Annotated in this window: 21 protein-coding genes; 8 read left to right on the forward strand and 13 right to left on the reverse strand. The window is 40.1% G+C overall.

Translation table 11 applies throughout. The features are described from left to right. Window positions 1-18: 18 nt before the first annotated feature. The 5 genes from RMB13_RS02800 to RMB13_RS02820 all read right to left on the reverse strand — a co-directional run bounded on the left by RMB13_RS02800 (window position 19) and on the right by RMB13_RS02820 (window position 4914). On the reverse strand, window positions 19-1029 hold the full coding sequence (locus RMB13_RS02800) for a hypothetical protein (protein WP_311084365.1): 1011 nt from the start codon (window positions 1027-1029) through the stop codon (window positions 19-21). 18 nt (window positions 1030-1047) lie between these two features. Next, complete coding sequence (locus RMB13_RS02805; RefSeq protein ID WP_213074632.1) at window positions 1048-1473, reverse strand: GFA family protein; 426 nt, start codon at window positions 1471-1473, stop codon at window positions 1048-1050. Between the two features lie 8 nt (window positions 1474-1481). Next, window positions 1482-2309, reverse strand: coding sequence for a class I SAM-dependent methyltransferase (locus tag RMB13_RS02810; protein WP_311084366.1), 828 nt, complete (start codon window positions 2307-2309; stop codon window positions 1482-1484). Window positions 2310-2313: 4 nt separating this feature from the next. Further along, window positions 2314-3612 carry an FAD-dependent oxidoreductase gene (locus RMB13_RS02815; protein WP_044425777.1) on the reverse strand — a complete coding sequence of 433 codons (1299 nt, stop codon included), beginning with the start codon at window positions 3610-3612 and terminating at the stop codon, window positions 2314-2316. A 429-nt stretch (window positions 3613-4041) separates the two neighbouring features. After that, window positions 4042-4914, reverse strand: coding sequence for a pirin family protein (locus tag RMB13_RS02820; protein ID WP_311074483.1), 873 nt, complete (start codon window positions 4912-4914; stop codon window positions 4042-4044). A 277-nt stretch (window positions 4915-5191) separates the two neighbouring features. Here RMB13_RS02820 and ycaC point away from each other — a divergent pair, with 277 nt between their 5' ends. Beyond that, a complete protein-coding gene (gene ycaC, locus RMB13_RS02825) occupies window positions 5192-5818 on the forward strand; it encodes an isochorismate family cysteine hydrolase YcaC (RefSeq protein WP_003653981.1) in 627 nt (208 codons plus the stop codon). A 19-nt stretch (window positions 5819-5837) separates the two neighbouring features. Continuing rightward, complete coding sequence (locus RMB13_RS02830; RefSeq protein ID WP_311084367.1) at window positions 5838-6812, forward strand: LysR substrate-binding domain-containing protein; 975 nt, start codon at window positions 5838-5840, stop codon at window positions 6810-6812. A 17-nt stretch (window positions 6813-6829) separates the two neighbouring features. Here the strand turns inward: RMB13_RS02830 and RMB13_RS02835 are convergent, their stop codons facing one another. Beyond that, window positions 6830-7750 carry a LysR substrate-binding domain-containing protein gene (locus RMB13_RS02835; protein WP_080027954.1) on the reverse strand — a complete coding sequence of 307 codons (921 nt, stop codon included), beginning with the start codon at window positions 7748-7750 and terminating at the stop codon, window positions 6830-6832. Window positions 7751-7921: 171 nt separating this feature from the next. On the opposite strand from RMB13_RS02835, the gene RMB13_RS02840 reads away from it, so the two are divergent. Beyond that, window positions 7922-8599 carry an isochorismatase family protein gene (locus RMB13_RS02840; RefSeq protein ID WP_003653987.1) on the forward strand — a complete coding sequence of 226 codons (678 nt, stop codon included), beginning with the start codon at window positions 7922-7924 and terminating at the stop codon, window positions 8597-8599. Window positions 8600-8716: 117 nt separating this feature from the next. Here RMB13_RS02840 and RMB13_RS02845 read toward each other — a convergent pair whose 3' ends face one another. Together RMB13_RS02845 and gabT are read right to left on the reverse strand one after the other, a co-directional pair. Continuing rightward, window positions 8717-10165, reverse strand: a complete 1449-nt coding sequence (locus RMB13_RS02845) for an NAD-dependent succinate-semialdehyde dehydrogenase (protein WP_311084368.1) — start codon at window positions 10163-10165, stop codon at window positions 8717-8719. Continuing rightward, window positions 10162-11454: a 4-aminobutyrate--2-oxoglutarate transaminase gene (gene gabT, locus RMB13_RS02850; protein ID WP_017391017.1), complete on the reverse strand. Its 1293-nt coding sequence runs from the start codon at window positions 11452-11454 to the stop codon at window positions 10162-10164. The genes RMB13_RS02845 and gabT overlap by 4 nt, the downstream gene beginning before the upstream one ends. Window positions 11455-11609: 155 nt before the next feature. Here gabT and RMB13_RS02855 point away from each other — a divergent pair, with 155 nt between their 5' ends. Next, window positions 11610-13109 (forward strand): PLP-dependent aminotransferase family protein, encoded by a 1500-nt coding sequence (locus tag RMB13_RS02855; protein ID WP_198078417.1) that lies wholly within the window; start codon window positions 11610-11612, stop codon window positions 13107-13109. 66 nt (window positions 13110-13175) lie between these two features. Here RMB13_RS02855 and RMB13_RS02860 read toward each other — a convergent pair whose 3' ends face one another. Further along, entirely contained in the window at window positions 13176-14618 is a 1443-nt protein-coding gene (locus tag RMB13_RS02860; protein ID WP_045433636.1) for an amino acid permease, read from the reverse strand. Between the two features lie 325 nt (window positions 14619-14943). Continuing rightward, the gene (locus RMB13_RS02865; protein WP_005044199.1) at window positions 14944-15492 is read right to left on the reverse strand and encodes a helix-turn-helix domain-containing protein; all 549 of its coding nucleotides are present in this window, start codon (window positions 15490-15492) and stop codon (window positions 14944-14946) included. A gap of 68 nt (window positions 15493-15560) precedes the next feature. Here RMB13_RS02865 and RMB13_RS02870 point away from each other — a divergent pair, with 68 nt between their 5' ends. Next, window positions 15561-16256, forward strand: a complete 696-nt coding sequence (locus RMB13_RS02870) for an AzlC family ABC transporter permease (protein ID WP_311084369.1) — start codon at window positions 15561-15563, stop codon at window positions 16254-16256. After that, the gene (locus RMB13_RS02875; protein WP_017388641.1) at window positions 16253-16576 is read left to right on the forward strand and encodes an AzlD domain-containing protein; all 324 of its coding nucleotides are present in this window, start codon (window positions 16253-16255) and stop codon (window positions 16574-16576) included. Before RMB13_RS02870 ends, RMB13_RS02875 begins: the two co-directional genes overlap by 4 nt. 40 nt (window positions 16577-16616) lie before the next feature. Here RMB13_RS02875 and ssb read toward each other — a convergent pair whose 3' ends face one another. The 3 genes from ssb to RMB13_RS02890 all read right to left on the reverse strand — a co-directional run bounded on the left by ssb (window position 16617) and on the right by RMB13_RS02890 (window position 19856). Further along, a complete protein-coding gene (gene ssb, locus RMB13_RS02880; protein ID WP_311084370.1) occupies window positions 16617-17210 on the reverse strand; it encodes a single-stranded DNA-binding protein in 594 nt (197 codons plus the stop codon). A 51-nt stretch (window positions 17211-17261) separates the two neighbouring features. Beyond that, window positions 17262-18626: an MFS transporter gene (locus RMB13_RS02885; protein WP_311084371.1), complete on the reverse strand. Its 1365-nt coding sequence runs from the start codon at window positions 18624-18626 to the stop codon at window positions 17262-17264. 147 nt (window positions 18627-18773) lie between these two features. Further along, window positions 18774-19856: a DUF475 domain-containing protein gene (locus RMB13_RS02890; RefSeq protein ID WP_311084372.1), complete on the reverse strand. Its 1083-nt coding sequence runs from the start codon at window positions 19854-19856 to the stop codon at window positions 18774-18776. Between the two features lie 264 nt (window positions 19857-20120). On the opposite strand from RMB13_RS02890, the gene tenA reads away from it, so the two are divergent. Continuing rightward, the gene (gene tenA / locus RMB13_RS02895; RefSeq protein ID WP_005044207.1) at window positions 20121-20795 is read left to right on the forward strand and encodes a thiaminase II; all 675 of its coding nucleotides are present in this window, start codon (window positions 20121-20123) and stop codon (window positions 20793-20795) included. A 66-nt stretch (window positions 20796-20861) separates the two neighbouring features. Beyond that, on the forward strand, window positions 20862-21233 hold the full coding sequence (locus tag RMB13_RS02900; protein WP_311084373.1) for a MerR family transcriptional regulator: 372 nt from the start codon (window positions 20862-20864) through the stop codon (window positions 21231-21233). The last annotated feature ends 73 nt before the right edge of the window (window positions 21234-21306 follow it).

The raw sequence follows: 21306 nt of genomic DNA on the forward strand, positions 1-21306 counted from the left end.
TTTACTAATCCAAAGCCATTAATTCATCATTCTCATCATAAGATTAGGGTCGGATATATCAAGAACCTGTTTTACTACTCCATTTGGGCTTTGGAGAATTGCTTGTTGATGGGTATAAATTTTTCCATTTTTATCTATTGCGTTCAACTTTTCAGGGGGAATGAATAACCATGCTTCTTGCTTAGCTAAAGGACGAACCAGTAAATTGAATTCAGTACCTTTAGGATACTTAATATTGCCTATTTTTAAATCTTCTTCCAATCTTGCATTTTCAATACCTACTAAATTCTTATCATGGTCAAAATAAATATCAGCCCAACTCATCGAAATATTTTTATATTTTATAGAAGCACTTTTAATTTCCCAGTAATCCTTTGAAACAAAGCCATCTGGATATTTCTGGTCTTTTGAACGCTCGATACTAGCTACTGGCTGAATTTCCAGATGATTCAACCGAATTAAATGCGCAAGCGAACAGTATTCCAGTCCGTTAATTTTGGCATCTTTATCTAGGTAAACTTTTATATAAACAGAAACCTTACATGGCCATCCTTCAACCCGATCTGTACCCTCTCCTTCTAAAGTAATAGACCTGTCATTGAATAGCTCAAGTTCATATCCTCTCGCAATTTCAATAGAACTGATGTTGAAATTTCCGAAATGAATAGGTTGAGGGAAAGTCGCACTTCTAAATGAATCAAACTGATCAGGTTGATATAGCTCAAGTTGAGTACCTTTAGGCATCTGAATACCTAAAACTTTTTCTTCTTTTACAAGTACTTTATTTAAAGCCGCATGTTCTTTTTTTACACTATCCTCACTGATGAGTAATAGCACATTTAAACCGATATTTAACAAGAAACATAAGAAGCTCATTAAGAAAATGAGCCCGCTCAATATATTTCCATTCCTAATTGCAGAGCGTAATTTAGAACTAAAAATTATGCCCACTGCAAATAGAAAAAAAACGAAACTCCCTAAGGAAGCAATTAAGAAAATCCAGAGATAGTTAAAAGAAAAAGGAATCATAATTTTTGACGATATTTATTAACCTTCTTTTCTCTTCTCTATCATTTTTTCAAAATGTCTAAGGTTTGGGTTGAGCGTATCCCAATTATAGGCTTGGCTCACAAAGACTTCCGCCCTAGGCTGATAGAGACTTGGGTCATCTAAAGTGCCTGCACGTATTGAAATCATTTCAGGGGCAATTTCAGGCAAGCCAAAAAGCTGAGAACCACAAGTCGGGCAAAACGCTCTTTTAATGGAACGACCAGAAGAACCTAAAGTCTCAAAATATTTAAGCTCGCCACTCACTGTTAATTCAGATTGATGAAAAAAAGCAATTGGCGCATAGGCCGAACCTGTCGCCTTCTGGCAATCTCGACAATGGCAATTAAAGCTATAACGTGGCTCTGCTTCGCTTTGGTAGCTCACTGCTCCACACAAACACGATCCCTGATATTTAGCTGACATAGCTCATCCTATTTTTTTATTGCTGTAATTTGAATATAACGTACATATCCAGCCTGATAGAGTTGTTGGCATAACTTTGCAGTCATTTGAATTTTAAAATTTGCCAACCCACGGCTTTGGTTTTGGTCTTGTTGATTTTGAATATATTGCGAAAAACCGAGTAATACAGGTTCTGATAAATCTTCAATTTGAATATCGACAAAACCTTGTTGTTCTAAGGCATTTCTTAGCGTTTTCTCGTTTGGCACATTGTCCCAAACCACGTCTGCTGCTTTAAGCAGATAGCGATACTTTTGTTCTTGTAAGACTGTCATATTTTGACATGAATCAGCTTTCATTAAGTAATGAAAACCTAATCGGCCTTTTGAATTTAAAACTGGAGTGACTGAATCTAGAAATGAATTTAAATTGCTGTGATAAGCCGCGTCGATACACAACACCACATCGAAGCGTTGTTTAAATTCAAATTGTTTTAAATTTAAAAATGAACCACAGAAAATCTGGTTTATTTCAGGAATAAGTTTTTGAATTTTATTAACACATTTAGATTGTAGTTCAACTGCACTAAGGCTTTTGGGCTGATAGTGTTGTAACCAGTGCATTAAACTTGCACCCTGTCCACAGCCTAAATCTAAGAGATAATCTTTTGAATTTAAATTGACAGCTTGTGCCAAATGGTCAGCCAATTGGCAACAAGCTTCACGATAGTTTTGAGTATTTTTCCAAAAGCCCAAATTTGTCCAAGCAAGCTCTCCATCATCTCCCAAGCTTGATGCATCGATTGCATATTTATGAGGAATGAGTTTAGAAAGAGCTGCTCGAACTTTTGTTTTCACAATTTTAGTAACCGAGCTCAGGAGCAACTTCAACCTGAGGTTTTAAACCTACAAATGGTAAAGGTGCGCCTAAAATTTCAGCAATGTGCATTGCAGAAGTAACGGCTGACTCTAAAATTGGCAAGCCATCACATGACCATGAACCACAGTAGAATACTTTACGGTTTAAGTCTAAATGACGTTGTTGCAATTCTTTATTTAAAGCAATTGTTTGCGAGTCAACTACTGCACGCGTTAAGGTCACTTTTGAAATAACTTTTTTAGGGTCAATATCAGTGACTGGACGCCAAGTCTGGAATACAGGATTTTTACCAACCAGTGTTGGTTCAACTGCATTCATCCAAACTGTGAATTGCTGACGCGTAAACTTACGATCCATCATATAGCTAAGCACCGACCAGTCTTTACGGCGTGGTGGCATTACTGTGGCATCTGTATGAATCACAAGATCGCCTTGCTCAAAACGGAATTGCTTCAGCAGCTTCATATCTTCAGCAAATTGTTCAGGGTTTAAAAACTCATCGATTTTAGATGTTGGTGTTGCAACAATCACGCGATCAAATAAATTCTGTTCACCTTGGCTATTTTCAACCAGTACTTTTTCGCCTTGTAATTCAACTTTTTTAATAGCCGATCCGCTATGGATGTCGATATCTTTAATTAAGCTATCTACAAATGCAGGTGTACCACCTTTCATACGTAACAGCATGTCGCCATCAGTTAAGTGACGTAAAAACTCAAGTAGATTTTTTGCAGGCCAGTCGCCAATTGTTTTTGGGTTACAAGTACAAATGGTATATAGCACTGGCATTACCACACCATGCCAGAATACTTCTTCTATATCGTTCTGATTAATAAATTCAGCGAGCGTAATATCTTGATTTTTAGATTTGAAAAACTGGTGGATTGCTGTTTTTAATTGCAACATCCCTTTCACAAGACGCCAGCCATATTGCTGGATACCTTTACGGTTATTGATAATTGGGAAATTACCAATACGGCTACGAGATGTGGTTAACCATGTTTCAGTACGGTCTTCAAATAACCAGCTACATGACATATAAGTACGAACTGGAAAGGTTTTAATGCCTAAATGAGCAGCAAGGCTGAGTGTGTTTTTCCACAAATGTGGATTCATAACACGCAGTGGTGCATCAATAATTCCACCATCGAACTCAATACTATGGCTATCCATTCCTCGGCCAGGAAGTGCTTCAAATATCGTGATCGTATGTCCTGCATCTTTCAGAATTCTTGCTGCCGCAAGACCTGCCATTCCACTGCCAATAATTGCGATATTCAAAATGATGTCCCATTTTTCGAGAATTTTTTTGATTATCACTCATACCCTAAAAAAACACCGTATTAAAAACTACCAGATTTTTATTTTTTGCATCAATTTATATACAAAATATTTAGTTTCTTACTCATCTCTTTTTTTATATTTTCTTACAAAACCAAATAAGCACATAAAACCTTATATTCTTTGAAAATTTAAAAAAATCTTTTAAATAAATAAGATAATTTAACTATATTTATATCATTTGTTTTACAACTATCTTTTTTTGGGATATCATGAGATCACAATAATGAGAACCCAATCACACAAAACAATGCCGAAACAACAATGCCAACCATCATAAAAACAGAACCTTTACAGCGAAAAAGCCCGCTATTCACACTTGATAGCGGGCTTTTTATTACTTTGCTTTAACGGTTAATCGCGAGCGATTTATCCTTCTTGCATGATTGAACCGAATTTTCCACGATTAAAATCATTAATCGCTTCCATAATCTCAGCTTTGGTATTCATGACAAATGGACCATAACCTTCAATTGGCTCATTAAGCGGTTGACCTGTTAACACCAAAAATTTAGTGTCTTCTTCTGCATTTAGGGTGAACTCAACGCCTTCACGAGATAAAATCGCAACGGTTTTACCTTCAAGACGGTTTGAGTCATTAACCACAACGGCCCCTTCTAACACCACAACAAGCGTCGTATGACCTTCAGGCACATAAAGGGTATGTTTTTGGCCTTTAACCAGTTTGCCATCCCATACATTTAGTGGACTAAATGTAGTTGCAGCACCTTGTTCATCTGCATATTCACCTGCAATCACACGCAAGTGACTACCATGCTCGTCTAGTGCAATATCTGGAATATCTTTGGCTTCAATCGCTTGGTATTTTCCAGGAGTCATTTTTGAATTGGCAGGTAAATTTACCCACAATTGCACCATCTCAAAAAGACCGCCATGCTCTGCAAATTCAGGAGAATGAAACTCTTCATGTAACACGCCTGCACCCGCAGTCATCCATTGCACATCACCAGTTTTAATAGTTCCGCCACCGCCGCTTGAGTCTTTATGCGTCACTTCACCTTGGTAGGCAATCGTTACGGTTTCAAAACCACGGTGAGGATGCGAACCTACACCTTGCTGCTCGGTCGTAGGTGAGAAGGTATAAGGTGCTGCATAATCCAGTAACAAAAATGGGCTTAGGGTTTGGCCTAAACGGTCATAAGAGAACAGGTTATATACAGGGAAACCGTCACCCACCCAATGCATCTGGTTATTTTGATATGCACCAAGAAATTTCTTCATCTGATCTCTCCTATATATGTAGGATTTTCTTGAACTAGGATTGATTTTACGCCTCAATAATTGCAGTTTATAGATCAGGATTAGCAACACATTATTTCATCTATGAGACAATCGTGCCTTTTCAGAATATGTTCTGGCTATCGTCCTATTTTTAAAATTCTTAATCCTATTTTTTAGACTTAATCACAACATAAAACTCAACTAGCATAATTTTAGGCAATGATGACCTACTCAATAATTTTTCATCATTCATTTTGATAACATGAGGAAATAAAAAATGGCTCAAGATTACGTGCGTTTAGACAAGGATAATGCTGCAGTTCTTTTAGTTGACCACCAAGCAGGTTTACTTTCTTTAGTTCGAGATATCGATCCAGATAAATTTAAAAACAATGTATTAGCACTTGCAGATGCTGCGAAATATTTCAATTTACCTACTATTCTTACCACAAGTTTTGAAAACGGTCCAAATGGTCCTTTAGTTCCAGAATTAAAAGAGCTTTTTCCAGATGCACCATTTATTCCACGTCCTGGTCAAATCAATGCATGGGACAATGAAGACTTCGTAAAAGCTGTAAAAGCGACAGGTAAAAAACAACTGATTATTGCAGGTGTAGTGACTGAGGTTTGTGTAGCATTCCCAGCTTTAGCTGCACTCGCAGAAGGTTTTGAAGTGTTTGTGATTACCGATGCTTCTGGTACTTTCAATGAATTAACACGTGACGCTGCTTGGGACCGTATGTCAAAAGCAGGTGCTCAGCTCATGACTTGGTTCGGTATGGCATGTGAGTTACATCGTGACTGGCGTAATGATGTAGAAGGTTTAGGTGCATTATTCTCAAATCATATTCCTGATTATCGTAACCTGATGACCAGCTATAGTTTTAATACATCGCAAAAATAATGACATAACCAAGATTAGAGTGCTTAAGCATTCTAATCTTGCATTTAAATGGATTGATCTGAAATTGATAAGCTCTTTTGATGATTTTTATTATTTCTATTTGGTCGTAAAACACGGCGGCTTTAGTGCGGCCAGCGACGCCGAAAATATTAGTAAGTCAAAGCTCAGCAGACGTATTATTGACCTTGAAAATAAATTTAATGTCAGCCTGATTCAAAGAACAACCCGCCATTTTAAAGTGACCGATTTGGGCCAAGAGTTTTATGAAGAATGCTGCAAAGTTATTGCTCAAGTTGAGTGTGCAGAAAACGTTTTGTTAAAGCAAAAAAGTGAACCCCAAGGGTTGGTAAAAGTGAGTTGCCCACCTCTGATGATGCATTTTCAAATTAGAAAAATTTTAAATCAGTTTTTAAAAACCTACCCTAAAGTTGAAATATCACTCGAGCTTACAAGCCGTCGAGTTGATATTTTGCATGATGACATCGACCTCGCGATTCGGACCAATTTCGAACCCAATGAAGATTCGAATTTAATTGTTCGTGATGTGATTAAAACCGATCATTGCTTAGTTGCCGCGCCTGAATTACTTCAAGGTCGCACCATTGAACATTATTCAGAATTACACGATTTTCCAAGTATTAGTTTGGGAACCCAAAAGCAAAGTTATATTTGGCATTTATGCAATATTCGTAATGGCGAATCGGTTGATGTGCCTTACCAACCACGAATAAAAAGTAATGACCTGGCAGGTGTCTACTATGCCGTGATGGATGGTTTAGGTATTGCCGACCTTCCCTTTTTAACCGTTGAATCTGAAATTCGTAAAGGCAAACTTATTCATATTCTTCCTGACTGGAAGTCAAATATTGGTATGCTACAACTGGTTTATGTGTCCAGAAAAGGCCAACGTCTTGTGGTCGAAAAACTCATTGAAACGCTGATTGAAGAACTGCGACGTTTGCCAGAAAGTGCTCAAGGTTATTCATTTTCATAATGCATTGAGTACTTCTTTTAGTAGAGAACAGATGCATTCTGTTTAAGTTCTTTAAACTTTTCTACAAGAAAATCAATTAACAACTTTACTGAAGGCAACAATCCGCGCCTGCTTGTATACACCAAATGAATCATTTCAGGAGGAAATTGCCATTCAGGCAGTACGTTCACGAGTGTTCCTTTAGCAAGATCTTCATAGACCACAAGTTCTGGTAATTTTGCTACCCCTAATCCTTGTAACGTGGCGTTTCTTAAAGCGGTTAAATCCGTAGTGGTGAACCGAGGGTAGCATTTTACTGTGGCCTCTTGTTGGTCTTGAGAATAAAGATGCCATGCATATTCGGGTGCAAAAGATTCCATCATTAAAATAGGCCAATCGGCTAATTGCTCAGGTCTTGAGATTGAAAAATATCGACTGGTTAAATTCGGACTAGCAACAACAAACTGCCGAGCCAAAGCCAGCTCACGAACAATAGAATCACTATCAGGCAAAGGTAAAGGCCGAATTCGAATGGCCAGATCAAACCTTTCATCAATCAGGTCGACTCTTCGGTTTGTCGCCTCTACATGTAGTTTAATTTTAGGATAAAGCGCCAGAAATTCATTGAGCATTTCACTCACATTAATGTGCAGTAAGTTTGTGGGACAAGATAATTTAATTAGGCCACGTGGTTCCGATGTTAAATATTCAATCGCCTCTTCTGCTGCCTCTGCTTCAATCAGCATTGCCTTACAGTGTTGGTAATAAATCTTGCCCACCTCAGTAATTGAAACTTGGCGGGTTGTTCTATTGAGTAACTTCACACCAAGCCGATTTTCTAGTTCTGCCATACGTCGGCTTAATAAAGACTTGGTCACCATCAACTCGTGACTTGCAGCCGAAAAACCGCCGCAATCAATAATCTTTACGAAAAAAAAGAGGTCATTTAAGTCTTTCATCTGGTCATCCTGACATATCACATATTAATCACAGTGTATTTTTCAGCAAGCTGAATATAAAACATACCATATTGTTCTTCATGCATGACAATGATTTCTATTTTAGATATTTTTCGATATTTATCCTATTTGTAATATGAATTACACCCTCACCCAACAGAGCATATAACAATGACAACTCCAGCAAACTTCAATGGTCAGCGTCCAGTTATCGATCCAGATGATTCAGTCATGCTTTTGATCGATCATCAAAGTGGTCTATTTCAAACTGTAGCAGACATGCCAATGACCGAATTACGTGCCCGTGCAGCAGCATTGGCTAAAATCGCAAGCTTGTCGAATATTCCAGTGATTACAACCGCTTCTGTCCCACAAGGTCCAAATGGCCCCCTTATTCCAGAAATTCACGCAAATGCACCTCATGCACAATATGTCGCCCGTAAAGGTGAAATCAATGCTTGGGACAATCCTGAATTTGTAGCCGCAGTAAAGGCTACTGGCCGTAAGACTCTTATTATTGCAGGGACAATTACCAGCGTTTGTATGGCTTTTCCAGCAATTAGCGCGGTTGCAGAAGGATATAAAGTTTTTGCAGTGGTTGATGCTTCAGGAACTTATAGCAAAATGGCGGAAGAAATTACGTTAGCGCGTGTTGTTCAAGCTGGTGTAGTTCCTATGGATACGGCAGCAGTTGCTTCTGAAATTCAAAAAACATGGAATCGAGATGACGCACTTGAATGGGCACAAGTTTATACTCAAATTTTCCCTGCTTATCAGCTACTGATTGAAAGCTATACCAAAGCTCAAGAAGTGATTAAAAATAGCGAAGTTTTAGACTCAGCACGCTAAGTCCAGATCTTATCTAAAAAAAACCGGTCATGAATGGGCATGACCGGTTTTTGTGAAACATCACATACAGCATAACTGCATGTTTTCGTTAAGAACAAAACGAACTTGCTTTGCTCCTTACTCAGATAAGTCTACGCAGAGGTATTTCATTTCAACATATTCTTCAATGCCGAATTTTGAACCTTCACGGCCTAGACCTGACTGTTTTACGCCACCAAACGGAGCAACTTCATTTGAAATTGCGCCCGTGTTAATGCCGACCATACCGTACTCAAGTGCTTCGCCTACTCGCCATTGACGAGCTGTGCTTTGTGTAAACAAATAAGCAGCTAAACCAAACTCGGTATCGTTCGCCATTGCTACGGCTTCATCTTCAGTTTTAAAGCGGAACAGTGGTGCAAGCGGACCAAAGGTTTCTTCTTTAGACACTTTCATGTCTTGCGTTACGCCAGTTAAAACTGTTGGTTCAAAGAATGTGCCACCAAGTGCCGAGCGTTGACCACCAATACGAATTGTTGCGCCTTTCTCAGTTGCATCTGCAATATGAGACTGAACTTTTGCAATCGCATCTTCATCAATTAAAGGCCCTTGAGTTGAACCTTCTTGGCGTCCATCACCGACTTTAAGCTTAGACACAGCTTCAACCAGACGCTCTGCCAAAGCATCGTAAATACCATCTTGGACATAAATACGGTTAGCACAAACGCATGTTTGACCGCTGTTGCGATATTTACTTGACATAATGCCCTGAACTGCTTGTTCAAGATTGGCATCGTCAAATACTACAACTGGTGCGTTACCACCTAGCTCGAGTGAAAGCTTTTTAATGGTTGGCGCACATTGTTGCATCAAGATACGACCAACTTGTGTTGAACCTGTAAAGCTTAATTTACGAACGATATCGCTTTCACATAAGGTTTTGCCCACTTCAACCGCATCACCGCTAATGTTAATTAAAACATCAGCTGGTAAGCCTGCTTGTAATGCCAAAACTTCAAGTGCATAGGCAGTTAACGGCGTTTGCTCTGCTGGCTTAACCAACATTGAACAACCCGCAGCAATAGCTGGACCTGCTTTACGCGTAATCATGGCAGCCGGGAAATTCCACGGCGTAATTGCAGCAGTGACACCAATCGCTTGTTTAATCACTAAAAGACGTTGGTTTGGCAAGGTTGGTGTTAACACTTCACCATCCACACGACGAGCTTGCTCGGCAAACCAGCGGATGAATGATGCTGCATAACCAATTTCACCGCGTGCTTCTGCCAATGGTTTACCTTGCTCAGCAGTTAAAATCTGTGCCAGATTTTCTTTGTGCTCAAGCATGAGGTTGTACCATGCCAATAACACATCAGCGCGAGCCAAGGCAGTTTGCTTTTTCCAAGCAGCTTGCGCTTTTGCTGAACGGTTAATTGCGGCTTCAACCCCTGCACGGTCATAGGTTTTCACCCATGCCAAAGTTTCACCCGTAGCAGCATCATTTACCTCGATATAATCATTTGATGCAGGCGCTTCTAATGAAATATCAGGATGTTTTAATAAATACTGCAAATTGTTTTGAATCATGCAGATTGCTCCATCGCTTTTGCACTACCTGCTTTGAGTGTCGCAAAACCTTGTTTCAGGATATCAAGGCCTTGACGGAATTGCTCAGCAGGAATGGTTAATGGATATAAGAAACGAATTACATTACCGTATTTACCACAAGTAAGAAGTAACAACCCGTTTTCCATTGCATAGTTTTGTACAACTTTTGCTTGCTCAGCAGTTTCTAGTTCTACTGCAACCATTGAACCTAATGCACGAATATCAGTCACTACATTGCCTGTTGCTTGCTGAATGTCTTTAAGCGAAACAACCAACTCAGCGCCTAGCTCATTTGCACGGTCGCATAAGTTTTCTTCTTCAATCGCATCAATCACTGCGTGCGCAGCAGCAACCGCAATCGGACTACCTGCGTAAGTACCACCTAATCCACCTGGATTTGGTGCATCCATCACTTCTGCACGACCAACTACACCCGAAATTGGGAAACCACCACCTAAGCTTTTCGCCATGGTGATCAAGTCAGCTTTAGTCTCGTAATGGTTCATTGCAAACAATTTACCAGTACGTGCAAAACCAGACTGAACTTCATCTGCTACCAATAAAATACCGTGCTTATCGCAAATAGCACGTAAACGTTTTAAGAACTCGGCTGGTACAACATGGAAACCACCTTCCCCTTGTACTGGCTCAAGCACAATCGCTGCAACATCATGCGGTGCAATATCTTCACTGAAAATATCTTCAACACTTTCAATTGCCGCGTCTACTGAAATACCTTTTGCAGGCACAGGGTAACGTGCGTGGAACACACCAGCTGGCATAACACCGAAATCACGTTTGTAAGGCGCAGTTTTACCTGTCATTGCCATCGTCATGAATGAACGACCGTGGAAACCGTTACCAAAAGTGATAATGCCGTGACGACCAGTGTAACAACGGGCAATCTTCACCGCATTTTCAACTGCTTCTGCACCTGTTGTGAAAAAAGCAGACTTGGCAGGTCCTGCAATTGGTGCACGCTCATTAATACGCTCAGCTAAAGCGACATAGCTCTCATAAGGTGTAACTTGATAGGCAGTATGAGTAAATTTAGTTAATTGTTCAGTTACCGCTGCAATTACTTTAGGGTGGCGATGGCCTGTATTTAAAACCGCAATACCACCAGCAAAGTCGATAAATTGGTTACCTTCCTTGTCCCAAAGCGTGGCATTTTCAGCTTTTTCAGCGTACCACTGACACATCACGCCTACGCCACGTGGAGTTGCTTGCTGTTTACGTGCGTTAAGTGCAGAATGTTGATTATCCATTTGATTCCCTCATATTTTCATCATCAGTTGCAGCTTTGGTTTTTACATCCTGTGCTTAATTTTCAGGGTGCTTTACAACAACTGCCTATGCATGTAATTTCGCTCGTCTAGCGGCAACTGACGAGAGCCATTTTTTAACTGTAGGAGAGAGCCAATTGCGTAGTTTACTTGGAGATCATTTGTTACAACGGCTCCAACAGGACATCGAGGGTAAACTCCATCAGCGACTTTTTCGTTGTCTACGCGCTGCCATTATTGATGGAGTGGTTCAACCAAAAACGCGCTTGCCCGCTTCACGGGATTTGGCCAGTGAAATTCATGTTTCGAGAAATACAGTTCTTACTGCCTACGAACAACTACAAGCTGAAGGCTATTTAGAAGCACGTACAGGCCATGGCACATGGGTTGCAGAGAAACTACCCGAAAGCTTTTTAAATACAAAGAATGAAAAAAAGAAAACTAATATTCATAAGGTTCAAAACTCTTATGCACTATCACAGCGTGGTTCAAATTTATTAGGCTATGCAGCAGCGTCTCCACATCAATGGGGTGCATTTGTACCAGGAGCTCCGGACGTTACCGAGTTTCCACATCATATTTTTAGCCGTATTCAAGCAAAATTAAGCCGTGAGCCAGACATTAACCGCCTTATCTATAGCAACGCGGGCGGATGTATTGAACTCCGAAGTGCCTTGGCAGACTACTTACGGGTTGCCCGTTCAGTCCAGTGCGATGCTGACCAGATTATTATTACCGAAGGTATTCACCAAGCGATTGATTTAGTCTCACGTGCACTCAGTGACATTGGTGACCGGATCTGGATTGAAGATCCAGGCTATTGGGGAATGCGTAATACTTTACGTATTAATGGCGTTGATATTCAACCAATGCCAGTCGATGCCGAAGGTATTATCCCCGAAGAAAATCCGGTTAAACCACCTAAACTCATTTTTGTCACGCCCTCACACCAATATCCACTCGGTTCACATTTAAGCCTAGATCGCCGACGCAAATTGATTGAAATTGCCCGCCAGCACAATAGCTGGATTGTAGAAGATGATTACGACAGTGAGTTCCGTTTCTCAGGCCAGCCGTATCCATCTTTACAAGGTTTAGAAAATGATGCGCCAGTGCTGTACATGGGCACGTTCAGCAAAACCATTTATCCATCTTTAAGAATTGGCTATTTGGTAGTGCCTAAGCCGCTCTTTTCACCCTTACGGATTGTGGCAGCTGAACTCTATCGTGGTGGACATTTGCTCGAACAAAAAGCTTTAGCTGAATTTATTCGTGAAGGCCATTATGAAGCTCATATTCGTCGTATGCGTCTGCTCTATGGCAAACGGCGTGATTACTTAGTGAGCCTTATTAAACGCTATCTAGGGCCTGAATTTATCCACGAATACGATGAAGCAGCAGGGTTACATCTGGTTTTAAAACTACCAAACTCTTGCGATGATGTCGCGATTGCAGCCACTGCACTTGAACGGGGTGTTAAAGTTCGCCCACTTTCACAGTATTACATGCAATCACATGCCCACGCGCAACGTGGTTTGCTCATGGGCTTTGCCTGCGTCAATGAAAAAGACATGGTGATGGCTTTTGGTGTGCTACTCCAGTGCTTACGTGAAGCAGGTGTATCAACCCTGAATTAATTCTTTAATCTCATCATACTGAATAAAAAAGAGCCTCATAAAGAGGCTCTTTTGATTTCTAAAATATTAAACTAACTTTTCTTCTTGAGTATGAGTGAGATGAGTTGTTCTACGGTCTTTACCCCAACCCAGTTTTTCCGACAATATTCCGAAGAACACAATAATGCCGAACAATGCTGTGGTGTAAATTACTTCTTTAAAATATGTACCTTCAATCAGCATGGTGAGAATTGCCCCAATAATTGCAAAGATCACCACATAAGTCAGATAAGGGAACATCCACATTTTAAAGTCAATTTTCACCCCTTCAGCTTCTAGTTTTTTACGCATACGAAGCTGCGAATAAGCAATGGTCAAATACACATACAGTGTTGCCGCGCCAGTCGTTAGCATGAAAAAGTCATAAACATCCATACTCTTGGTTGCAGTTAAAATCACGGCAATCACAGAGAAAAAGCATGACACAATTACGCCAACCCACGGGCTGCTTTTACTGTTCACAGAACCAAAACTTTTCGGTGCATCACCACGTTTAGCTAAAGAAAACAACATACGTGAACACGTGTAAAGTGCTGAGTTAAAGCAACTACATACCGAAGTTAACACCACAAAATTCACAATATGGCGAGCCCCCGGAATACCAAGTGCACTTAACGTTACGCTATAGGTTCCCCAAGTCGAATCTTTCAAAAGTTCATTGTTGTGAGGAATTAAACATACCGCGACAAACATTGAACCCACATAGAATAAAATAATTCGCCAAACCACTGAGTTAGAAGCTTTACGAATTTCTTTAGAGGGATTTGCCGATTCTGCCGCCGCTACAGTAACAATTTCAGCACCAATATAGGCAAACATGACCCCAAGCAAGGCGGTAATGACGGATGATCCTCCATTTGGCATAAAGCCTTGAGAGGTTAAGTTACTAATACCAGAAGCAGCCGGATTACCCCACGGCCATAAATGCATGATGGCCAAACTACCAATCACAAGGAAAATAACAATCGCGATAACTTTAATGAGCGCAAACCAGAACTCGAATTCACCATAATTTTTCACGTTTTGTAAATTGACTACGACCAATGCGACAATGACCACGACCATATAGGCCCAGATTGGTATAAACGGGAACCAATTGTTTAGGATTTTACCTGCCACATAAGCTTCCCATCCCATGAGCATTGCGAGAGTACACCAATACAACCAGCCAATTGAAAAGCCTGCCCAACGACCAATCGCACGGTCTGCGTAAGTTGAAAAAGAGCCACTATCAGGGTTTAAAACGGCCATCTCGCCTAACATCCGCATGATGAACCAAACGAGTAGACCACCCAAAGCGTAAGTTAGAAAAACAACAGGGCCCGTATTGTAAATAATGCTACCTGAGCCCACGAATAGAGAACCACCAATAACCCCTGCAATTGAGATCATCGTTAGATGGCGTGATTTAAGTCCATGTTTTAAACTTTGGGAGTGATTGGCTTCAGAACCATTTTGATGAGCTGCCATATCATTTTCCTTAATATATGGAGGATATCGGCCAATCTCGGAAATCCTCCGAAGCCAACTATATCCCCTAAAAATTTAGCCGTTTTGCCCAATTCCTAAAACAGAAAATTCACTGAGCTTATCCGGCGCTTCCGTATGCATACTTCCAATGGCTTTAATTTGTCGTTTCGGCCCTGAAGAAACGAGAGCCATTTTTGGAATAAAAGAGAGAGCCAATTGCAAAATTTATACGCAAAATTGGCTCTTTTTAGATTGCATGTAGGTAAATGTTTTTAGTTTTTATTTTAAAAATGAATAAGTTTTACTTTAATTAGATTGGAATTATTTAGTTTTGCTCAGAAATTAATAAAGCTTTCGTACCTTTTTCTAAAGCTCTAAATATATGTTTCTGGTCGGCAGGGTAACAAATATAGTCTCCAACACTGAGTTCAACTGCCTCATCAATTAGACCAACCAGAGCCTTTCCTTCCACCACAATAATATGCTCCACAGAACCGACTGGATGTGGTTCTGAAAGACGGTCTTCACCCGGTTCAACAATCAGTAAATACACATCTCGACGTGCATGTGGTGGACAAGTCGCCAACAAAATCGCTTTGTAATTAGCAATTTCAGAGCTAACGGTTGGGCCATCTCCACAACGAATGACTTGTACCTGATTGCTTGGCTCTTCCATCAAACGCGCAAAAGGAATATTTAGTGCAACACAAAGTGCCCATAAGGTTTCAATGCTTGGGTTACCTTGCCCTGCCTCTAATTGTGAAAGTGTAGATTTGGCAACACCTGCACGACGAGCAACCTCTGCCAAAGAAAGCCCCGCTCTTTGGCGTTCACGGTTTAAACCTTTGGCAATAATTTCAATTGGCTGAGACATTCACCACATCCGTTCTATAAAAAAAACGATCGTTCGTTTTGACAAAACAATCAGACTTATTCATTATAATGGAAAATCGTTCGTTATATCATGCTATGACCACATACTCTCTTATTAAAAAACTTAGTAAAGACACCACCCGCTCGATTTTCTTTGTGTGTCTAGCGACGAGTATCGTTGGTATGTCTTTAGGTTCACTCGCAGCGAGCTATGGCTTAGCGCTCTGGATCCCACTTTGCCTATCAGTATTTGTGCTCGCAGGAACTGCTGAATTTATCTTTATTGGTTTTTTAGCAGTAGGTGGTAGCCCGATTGCTGCTGCAATTGCAGGACTACTCGTCAATTTACGGCATTTACCTTTTGGTATTGCGGTCAATGAATTAATCAGAGGTAAATTCTCTCGATATTTTGGGGCCCATATCATGAACGATGAAAGCGTTTTGTTTGGCATGGCACAGCCTGATTTTGAGACTAAAAAAGCCGCTTACTGGCTATGTGGTATATGCATCATGCTGAGCTGGCCTCTCGGTGTCACTGCGGGTTATTTTATTGGAACTGCTATTCCAGATCCGAAAACATTTGGCTTAGATGCAATTTTCCCCGCCATTTTAATTGCACTTACTTTTAATGCTTTAAAAAATAAATCTACTCGAAAAGCTGCATTTGCTGGATCAACTTTGGCACTGATTACCACACCTTTTTTGGCCTCAGGACTTCCAATTCTGCTTTCACTTTTTGGCTTAATATTTGGTAGAAAAAAATGAATCAACAATTACTCATTATTTTGGGCATAGGCTTGCTAGCACTTGGAACATATGGGATTCGGTTTGCTGGTTTTCACTTAGGTGCTAAGTTTACTTTTTCTGAAAAATACCAAGTTTTACTGTCAAACGGCGCAACTGTTTTGCTCTGTGCGATTGCGGTCACGACGACATTTTTTGAAGGCCAAGATTTTGCGGGATTCGCGCGTATATTGGGTGTTGGATTTGCGCTTTTATTAGTTTGGAAAAAAGTACCGCTGTTATTGGTAATTTGCTTGGCAGCCGCTGGTACAGCACTGTTACGTTTGCTTGGAATTGAGTAATAAAAAAGGCGAGATAAACTCGCCTTTTTTAAAATTTTGCTTAGAACGGTAAATCGTCGTCTAAATCAGCTGGTGCAGACGCAGGCTGTTGTGGTGCTTTAGGAGCAAAGCCACCACCTTGCGGGCTGTTGCCACCATTACCAAAACCTGCTGGGTTGCTGCCATAGCCGCCACCACTATTTTGGTTATAACCACCACCTTGGTTATTATTATTTTGATAACCATTACCACCTTGTTGAAGTGCGTTAAAACGTGGTTGATTAAAATCATTGCCGCCAGCGAACCCTTGTTCACCTTGTTGACGACCATCTAACATTTGCATCTGTTCGCCACGAATTTCTGTTGTATAGCGCTCTTGACCATTTTGATCAGTCCACTGACGCGTGCGTAATGAACCTTCAATATAAACCTTAGAACCTTTACGTAAGAACTGCTGAGCAATTTCCCCTAAACGGTTATGCAAAACAATACGGTGCCATTCTGTTTGTTCTTTACGCTCACCTGAAGTTTTATCGGTCCAAGCTTCACTTGTCGCGATCGAAAATTGAGTCAACGAACCCCCATTTGGAAAGGTTTTTGTTTCAGGATCACGACCCAAAGTACCAACCAAAATAACCTTATTTACACCACGCATTAGCTGTCTTCATCCTATACATTTCTATGTTTTACTTTATAAGAGTTATGCTTAAATGGCTACCTCTTTACCGAACAACTGCGTTAAATCACGTCGCGCAGCCTCATCAAGTGACTGTTTATCGACTTTAATATAAGCAACTTGCTGGTCAGGCATTACCACAACTTCTTCTATACCACGAATTGCCAATAGCTGTGTGGTCCACTCATTCACCTGTTGCACTTGCGGCAATGGCAACACAATAGATGACAAATACCGCGGCTGAGCTAAACCAAAACTAATTAGCAACCATATTATAGCAATCCCTGTTAAGACACTCCATCCAATCGCAGTATTATGTAACATCAATAATTGACCACCTAGTGTGCCACCAAAAAAAGCACCTAAAAACTGACTACTGGCATTTACACCCATAGCGGTTGCTTTTGACTGGATTGGAGCACATTTTGATAACCACGATGGCAATAATGCTTCCATCACATTAAACGCAATAAAGAAAATACCTAGGCCTGCGAGTAATACATATTTTGATTGATAACCAAATATGAGTAACAGCAAACCTGCAATAATCCCTGTAATTGCCGTTAAGAAAATACCTCGCATTTTGCGATATTTTTCAGCCACGATAATGCTTGGAAATGCAAAGAATAGACTAATTACTAACAGCGGCAGATACACCAGACCATGACTTGCTAAAGGAATATGTGCAAACTCGATGAGCTGTGAAGGCACATAAATAAACATGGCCGTAAGCAGTAAGTGCAATGCAAAAACCGAGACATGCAAACGGTTTAAATCACCCATTTGAATGACTTGCTTAAGCTGCGCCATATAGCCTTGCTGATAATTACGATGATGACGAGTCACTTTAGGTACAAGCAAGAGCATCAAAATCGCGATTAAGCCCATAATGGTCGTGACAAAGAATAGGCCTGAAATACCTACAATGCTTGTGAGCCAAGGTCCAAGACTAAAAGCCACCATAAAAGACAAACCAATACTCATGCCCATGGCAGCCATGGCTTTAGTGCGCTGCTCTTCACGCGTAACATCTGCCAAAAGTGCCATCACGACTGCTGAAACAGCACCCGCACCTGCTATGGCACGACCAATAATCACGCCATAAATCGTGTCAGATAAACCGGCAATAGCACCACCAATAGCAAAAAGTAACAAGCCAAGCACCACGAGAGGTTTACGGCTAAAACGGTCAGCAAGTAAGCTAAATGGAATCTGTAAAATCGCCTGACTTAAACCATAGACACCCACAGCCAAACCAATGAGTGCTGGAGTCGCATATTGATATGACTGCCCGACTACAGAAAAGACAGGAATAATCATGAACAAACCCAACATGCGTAGCGCAAAAATACTACTTAAGGCAAAAGTTGAGCGACGTTCCAAAGCATTCATCATATCAATACACGTTTATCAAACTAGGCAAATTATAAGCCGATTCGTTTCTAAAAATACGGGACACCTTATTTAAATTAACGATTTCAGCTTAAAAAAATAAAGAGGCATTTAGCCTCTTTATTTTAAACATCTTTACTGAAAATTAGCTTAAGACGAATGTGGATGGCGTTTACTATATTGAATTGAAGCAAATACAGCCCAAACAATAAATGCTACACCAATTAAACCTGTTACCACTTCTGGTACATGTACGCCTGTACCACTTGCAATCATAATGAATGCTAAAGCACCAATTGCATAATGTGCACCATGTTCTAAGAACACATAAGCATCTAACGTGCCTTTTTCAACAAGATAAACTGTCATTGAACGGACAAAAATAGCACCAATTGCAAGACCAAGCATAATCACGACAACATCGCTGGTAATTGCAAATGCACCTATCACACCGTCAAAACTAAAAGATGCATCTAATACTTCTAGATATAAGAAGCCACCGATACCCGCTTTAACTACACCAGAAGAGGCGCCTGATCCATCTTTCATAATGGCGTTGCCATCTTCATCAATTTCAGGTTCACCGCCTAACATATGGCTTAATACTTCTACACCGATATAAACCACAATGCCCCAAATACCAGCCATAGTCACAACAAGGCGCTGCGATTCATCAACATTGGCTGCCATAATTAACATCGCGATTAGGGCAATAAAAACAGACATTGCAGGTACGCTAGCTAAGCTAGAAAGTTTAGCTTCAAGCCATCTGAACCAATGAGTTTCTTTTTCCTCATCAAAGAAGAAGTTTAAGAAAACTAATAATAGGAATGTTCCACCAAAAGCTGAAATCTCGGCGTGGTGGGCCATTAAACGTTCAGAGTAAGTTTTTGGATCGTTGAGTGCTAATTTAGCCACCTCAATCATTCCCATATCCGCAGTCACGGCAACAATCGCCACTGGGAAAATTAAACGCATACCAAAAACGGCGATTAAAATACCCACCGTCAAAAACAGCATTTTCCAGAAAGGATCCCAATTACGCAGAACCGATGCATTGACAACAGCATTGTCAAAAGATAAAGAAACCTCCATCACAGCTAAAATGGCTGTAATCGTTAAAGCTTTAAGCATGGTAGACACGCCAGCTTCAGGTCCATGGGTAAAACCCCAATACGCGGATAGTGCTAAACACACTACCGTAAAAAATATCGAAAATCGGAAATGCTTCATGGATCAGACCTATGCCAAGAATTAAACTTAATCTTTCTTTAAAAACGCGGCTATTATATCGATAATTCACCATAAAATGATGTCGTTTTGTGCCGTTATTACGCTTACTTTATCCCTATGTTAAATAAAGAAATTTATGAATTTCAATTAACTCATTAATCGTATTAAATATTTTCCTAAGATATAAGTGCCATTATTATTTTTGTATTTTAAAATTGATTTAGAATCCTGTTTTGCACGTCTTATTTTAAATGGAATGGTTTTATGCTTTTTTCTCAAGAACTCTGGCAACGCAATTTAAATTTATATCAAAAAATTCTCGACCTTCCTTTTAATCAGGAACTTGCCAGTGGAACTTTAGATAAAGAAGCGTTTTGTCATTATGTGATTCAAGATGCTCAATATCTTGTTGCCTACGGCCGCGTTTTAGCCGTTGCAGCAGCAAAGGCTTTTGAAGCTGACGATATTATGCAATTTTCAGATGCAGCCAAAATTGCAATTGTGGTTGAACGCAGTTTGCATGATGACTTCATGAAAAATTTTGGCGTAACCAAAGAAGAATTTAAAAATACGCCATTAACTTTGGCCGGCCATCATTACACTTCATTTTTAACCGCAACTGCTTGGTCTGAGAGTTATCCTGTGGTGCTTGCAGCACTGTTACCTTGCTTCTGGATTTATGCCGAAGTCGGTAAAGATATTGTAAACAAATCAATTCCAAATAATCCTTACCAGGCATGGATTGATACCTATGCAGGCGAAGAGTTCCATACCGCCGTTCGTAATGTGATTGCGACAGTTGATAAAGTTGCAGCACGTTGTGATGCTGATACTTTAGAGAAAATGCATGCCGCATACACCATGGGTGCAAAACTTGAGTGGTTATTTTGGGATAGCGCCTACCACAAAAGACAATGGTTAGGTTTAGATCATATTTAAAACTTCAAAAGAATCGGTCAGATGGTTCAATACTCTGATCGATTTTCACTAAAATGCGAGACAGATATGTATATCGGCGAATTAGCATCTTTAACTGGAGCCACTCCTAAAGCCATTCGGCATTATGAGAAATTAGGCTTGCTACCTGTGGCAAAAAGAAAGGGAAATTATCGTATTTATGAAGCGATTGATGTTCAATCAGTTAAGATGATTCGCCTCGCGCAAGCTGTCGGATTTAGCCTTTCAGAACTGTATGATTTGTCTGCTTTAAAATATAAAAATAATCGATTTCCTGTAGAAGTTGCACAACAGCTCATTCATAAAAAGAATCAACAAATTATTGAGCAAAAAGCAGCATTAACTCGTTTACAAGAAGATTTAAAGCAACTGGAGAATGAGATTATTCATACTTATATGACCAATAAAATTTCGGCTTAAAACAACCCATTAAAATTTGAAATAGCTTTCAAAATTAGTGCTTGACTCTGACCTTAGGGTAAAGGTTTATCGT

It is taken from the genome of Acinetobacter sp. V102_4 (assembly GCF_031799005.1).
GTDB lineage: Bacteria > Pseudomonadota > Gammaproteobacteria > Pseudomonadales > Moraxellaceae > Acinetobacter > Acinetobacter calcoaceticus.

Excerpts from the sequence above, each read along its gene's own strand:
- RMB13_RS02890 (WP_311084372.1), bottom strand. The coding sequence starts at position 19,856 with ATGAAGCATTTCCGATTTTCGATATTTTTTACGGTAGTGTGTTTAGCA.
- RMB13_RS02820 (WP_311074483.1), bottom strand. The coding sequence starts at position 4,914 with ATGAAGAAATTTCTTGGTGCATATCAAAATAACCAGATGCATTGGGTG.
- ycaC (WP_003653981.1), top strand. The coding sequence starts at position 5,192 with ATGGCTCAAGATTACGTGCGTTTAGACAAGGATAATGCTGCAGTTCTT.
- RMB13_RS02800 (WP_311084365.1), bottom strand. The coding sequence starts at position 1,029 with ATGATTCCTTTTTCTTTTAACTATCTCTGGATTTTCTTAATTGCTTCC.
- RMB13_RS02860 (WP_045433636.1), bottom strand. The coding sequence starts at position 14,618 with ATGGCAGCTCATCAAAATGGTTCTGAAGCCAATCACTCCCAAAGTTTA.
- RMB13_RS02900 (WP_311084373.1), top strand. The coding sequence starts at position 20,862 with ATGTATATCGGCGAATTAGCATCTTTAACTGGAGCCACTCCTAAAGCC.
- tenA (WP_005044207.1), top strand. The coding sequence starts at position 20,121 with ATGCTTTTTTCTCAAGAACTCTGGCAACGCAATTTAAATTTATATCAA.
- RMB13_RS02845 (WP_311084368.1), bottom strand. The coding sequence starts at position 10,165 with ATGATTCAAAACAATTTGCAGTATTTATTAAAACATCCTGATATTTCA.
- RMB13_RS02885 (WP_311084371.1), bottom strand. The coding sequence starts at position 18,626 with ATGATGAATGCTTTGGAACGTCGCTCAACTTTTGCCTTAAGTAGTATT.
- RMB13_RS02805 (WP_213074632.1), bottom strand. The coding sequence starts at position 1,473 with ATGTCAGCTAAATATCAGGGATCGTGTTTGTGTGGAGCAGTGAGCTAC.
- RMB13_RS02875 (WP_017388641.1), top strand. The coding sequence starts at position 16,253 with ATGAATCAACAATTACTCATTATTTTGGGCATAGGCTTGCTAGCACTT.
- ssb (WP_311084370.1), bottom strand. The coding sequence starts at position 17,210 with ATGCGTGGTGTAAATAAGGTTATTTTGGTTGGTACTTTGGGTCGTGAT.
- RMB13_RS02840 (WP_003653987.1), top strand. The coding sequence starts at position 7,922 with ATGACAACTCCAGCAAACTTCAATGGTCAGCGTCCAGTTATCGATCCA.
- RMB13_RS02835 (WP_080027954.1), bottom strand. The coding sequence starts at position 7,750 with ATGAAAGACTTAAATGACCTCTTTTTTTTCGTAAAGATTATTGATTGC.
- RMB13_RS02865 (WP_005044199.1), bottom strand. The coding sequence starts at position 15,492 with ATGTCTCAGCCAATTGAAATTATTGCCAAAGGTTTAAACCGTGAACGC.
- gabT (WP_017391017.1), bottom strand. The coding sequence starts at position 11,454 with ATGGATAATCAACATTCTGCACTTAACGCACGTAAACAGCAAGCAACT.
- RMB13_RS02870 (WP_311084369.1), top strand. The coding sequence starts at position 15,561 with ATGGAAAATCGTTCGTTATATCATGCTATGACCACATACTCTCTTATT.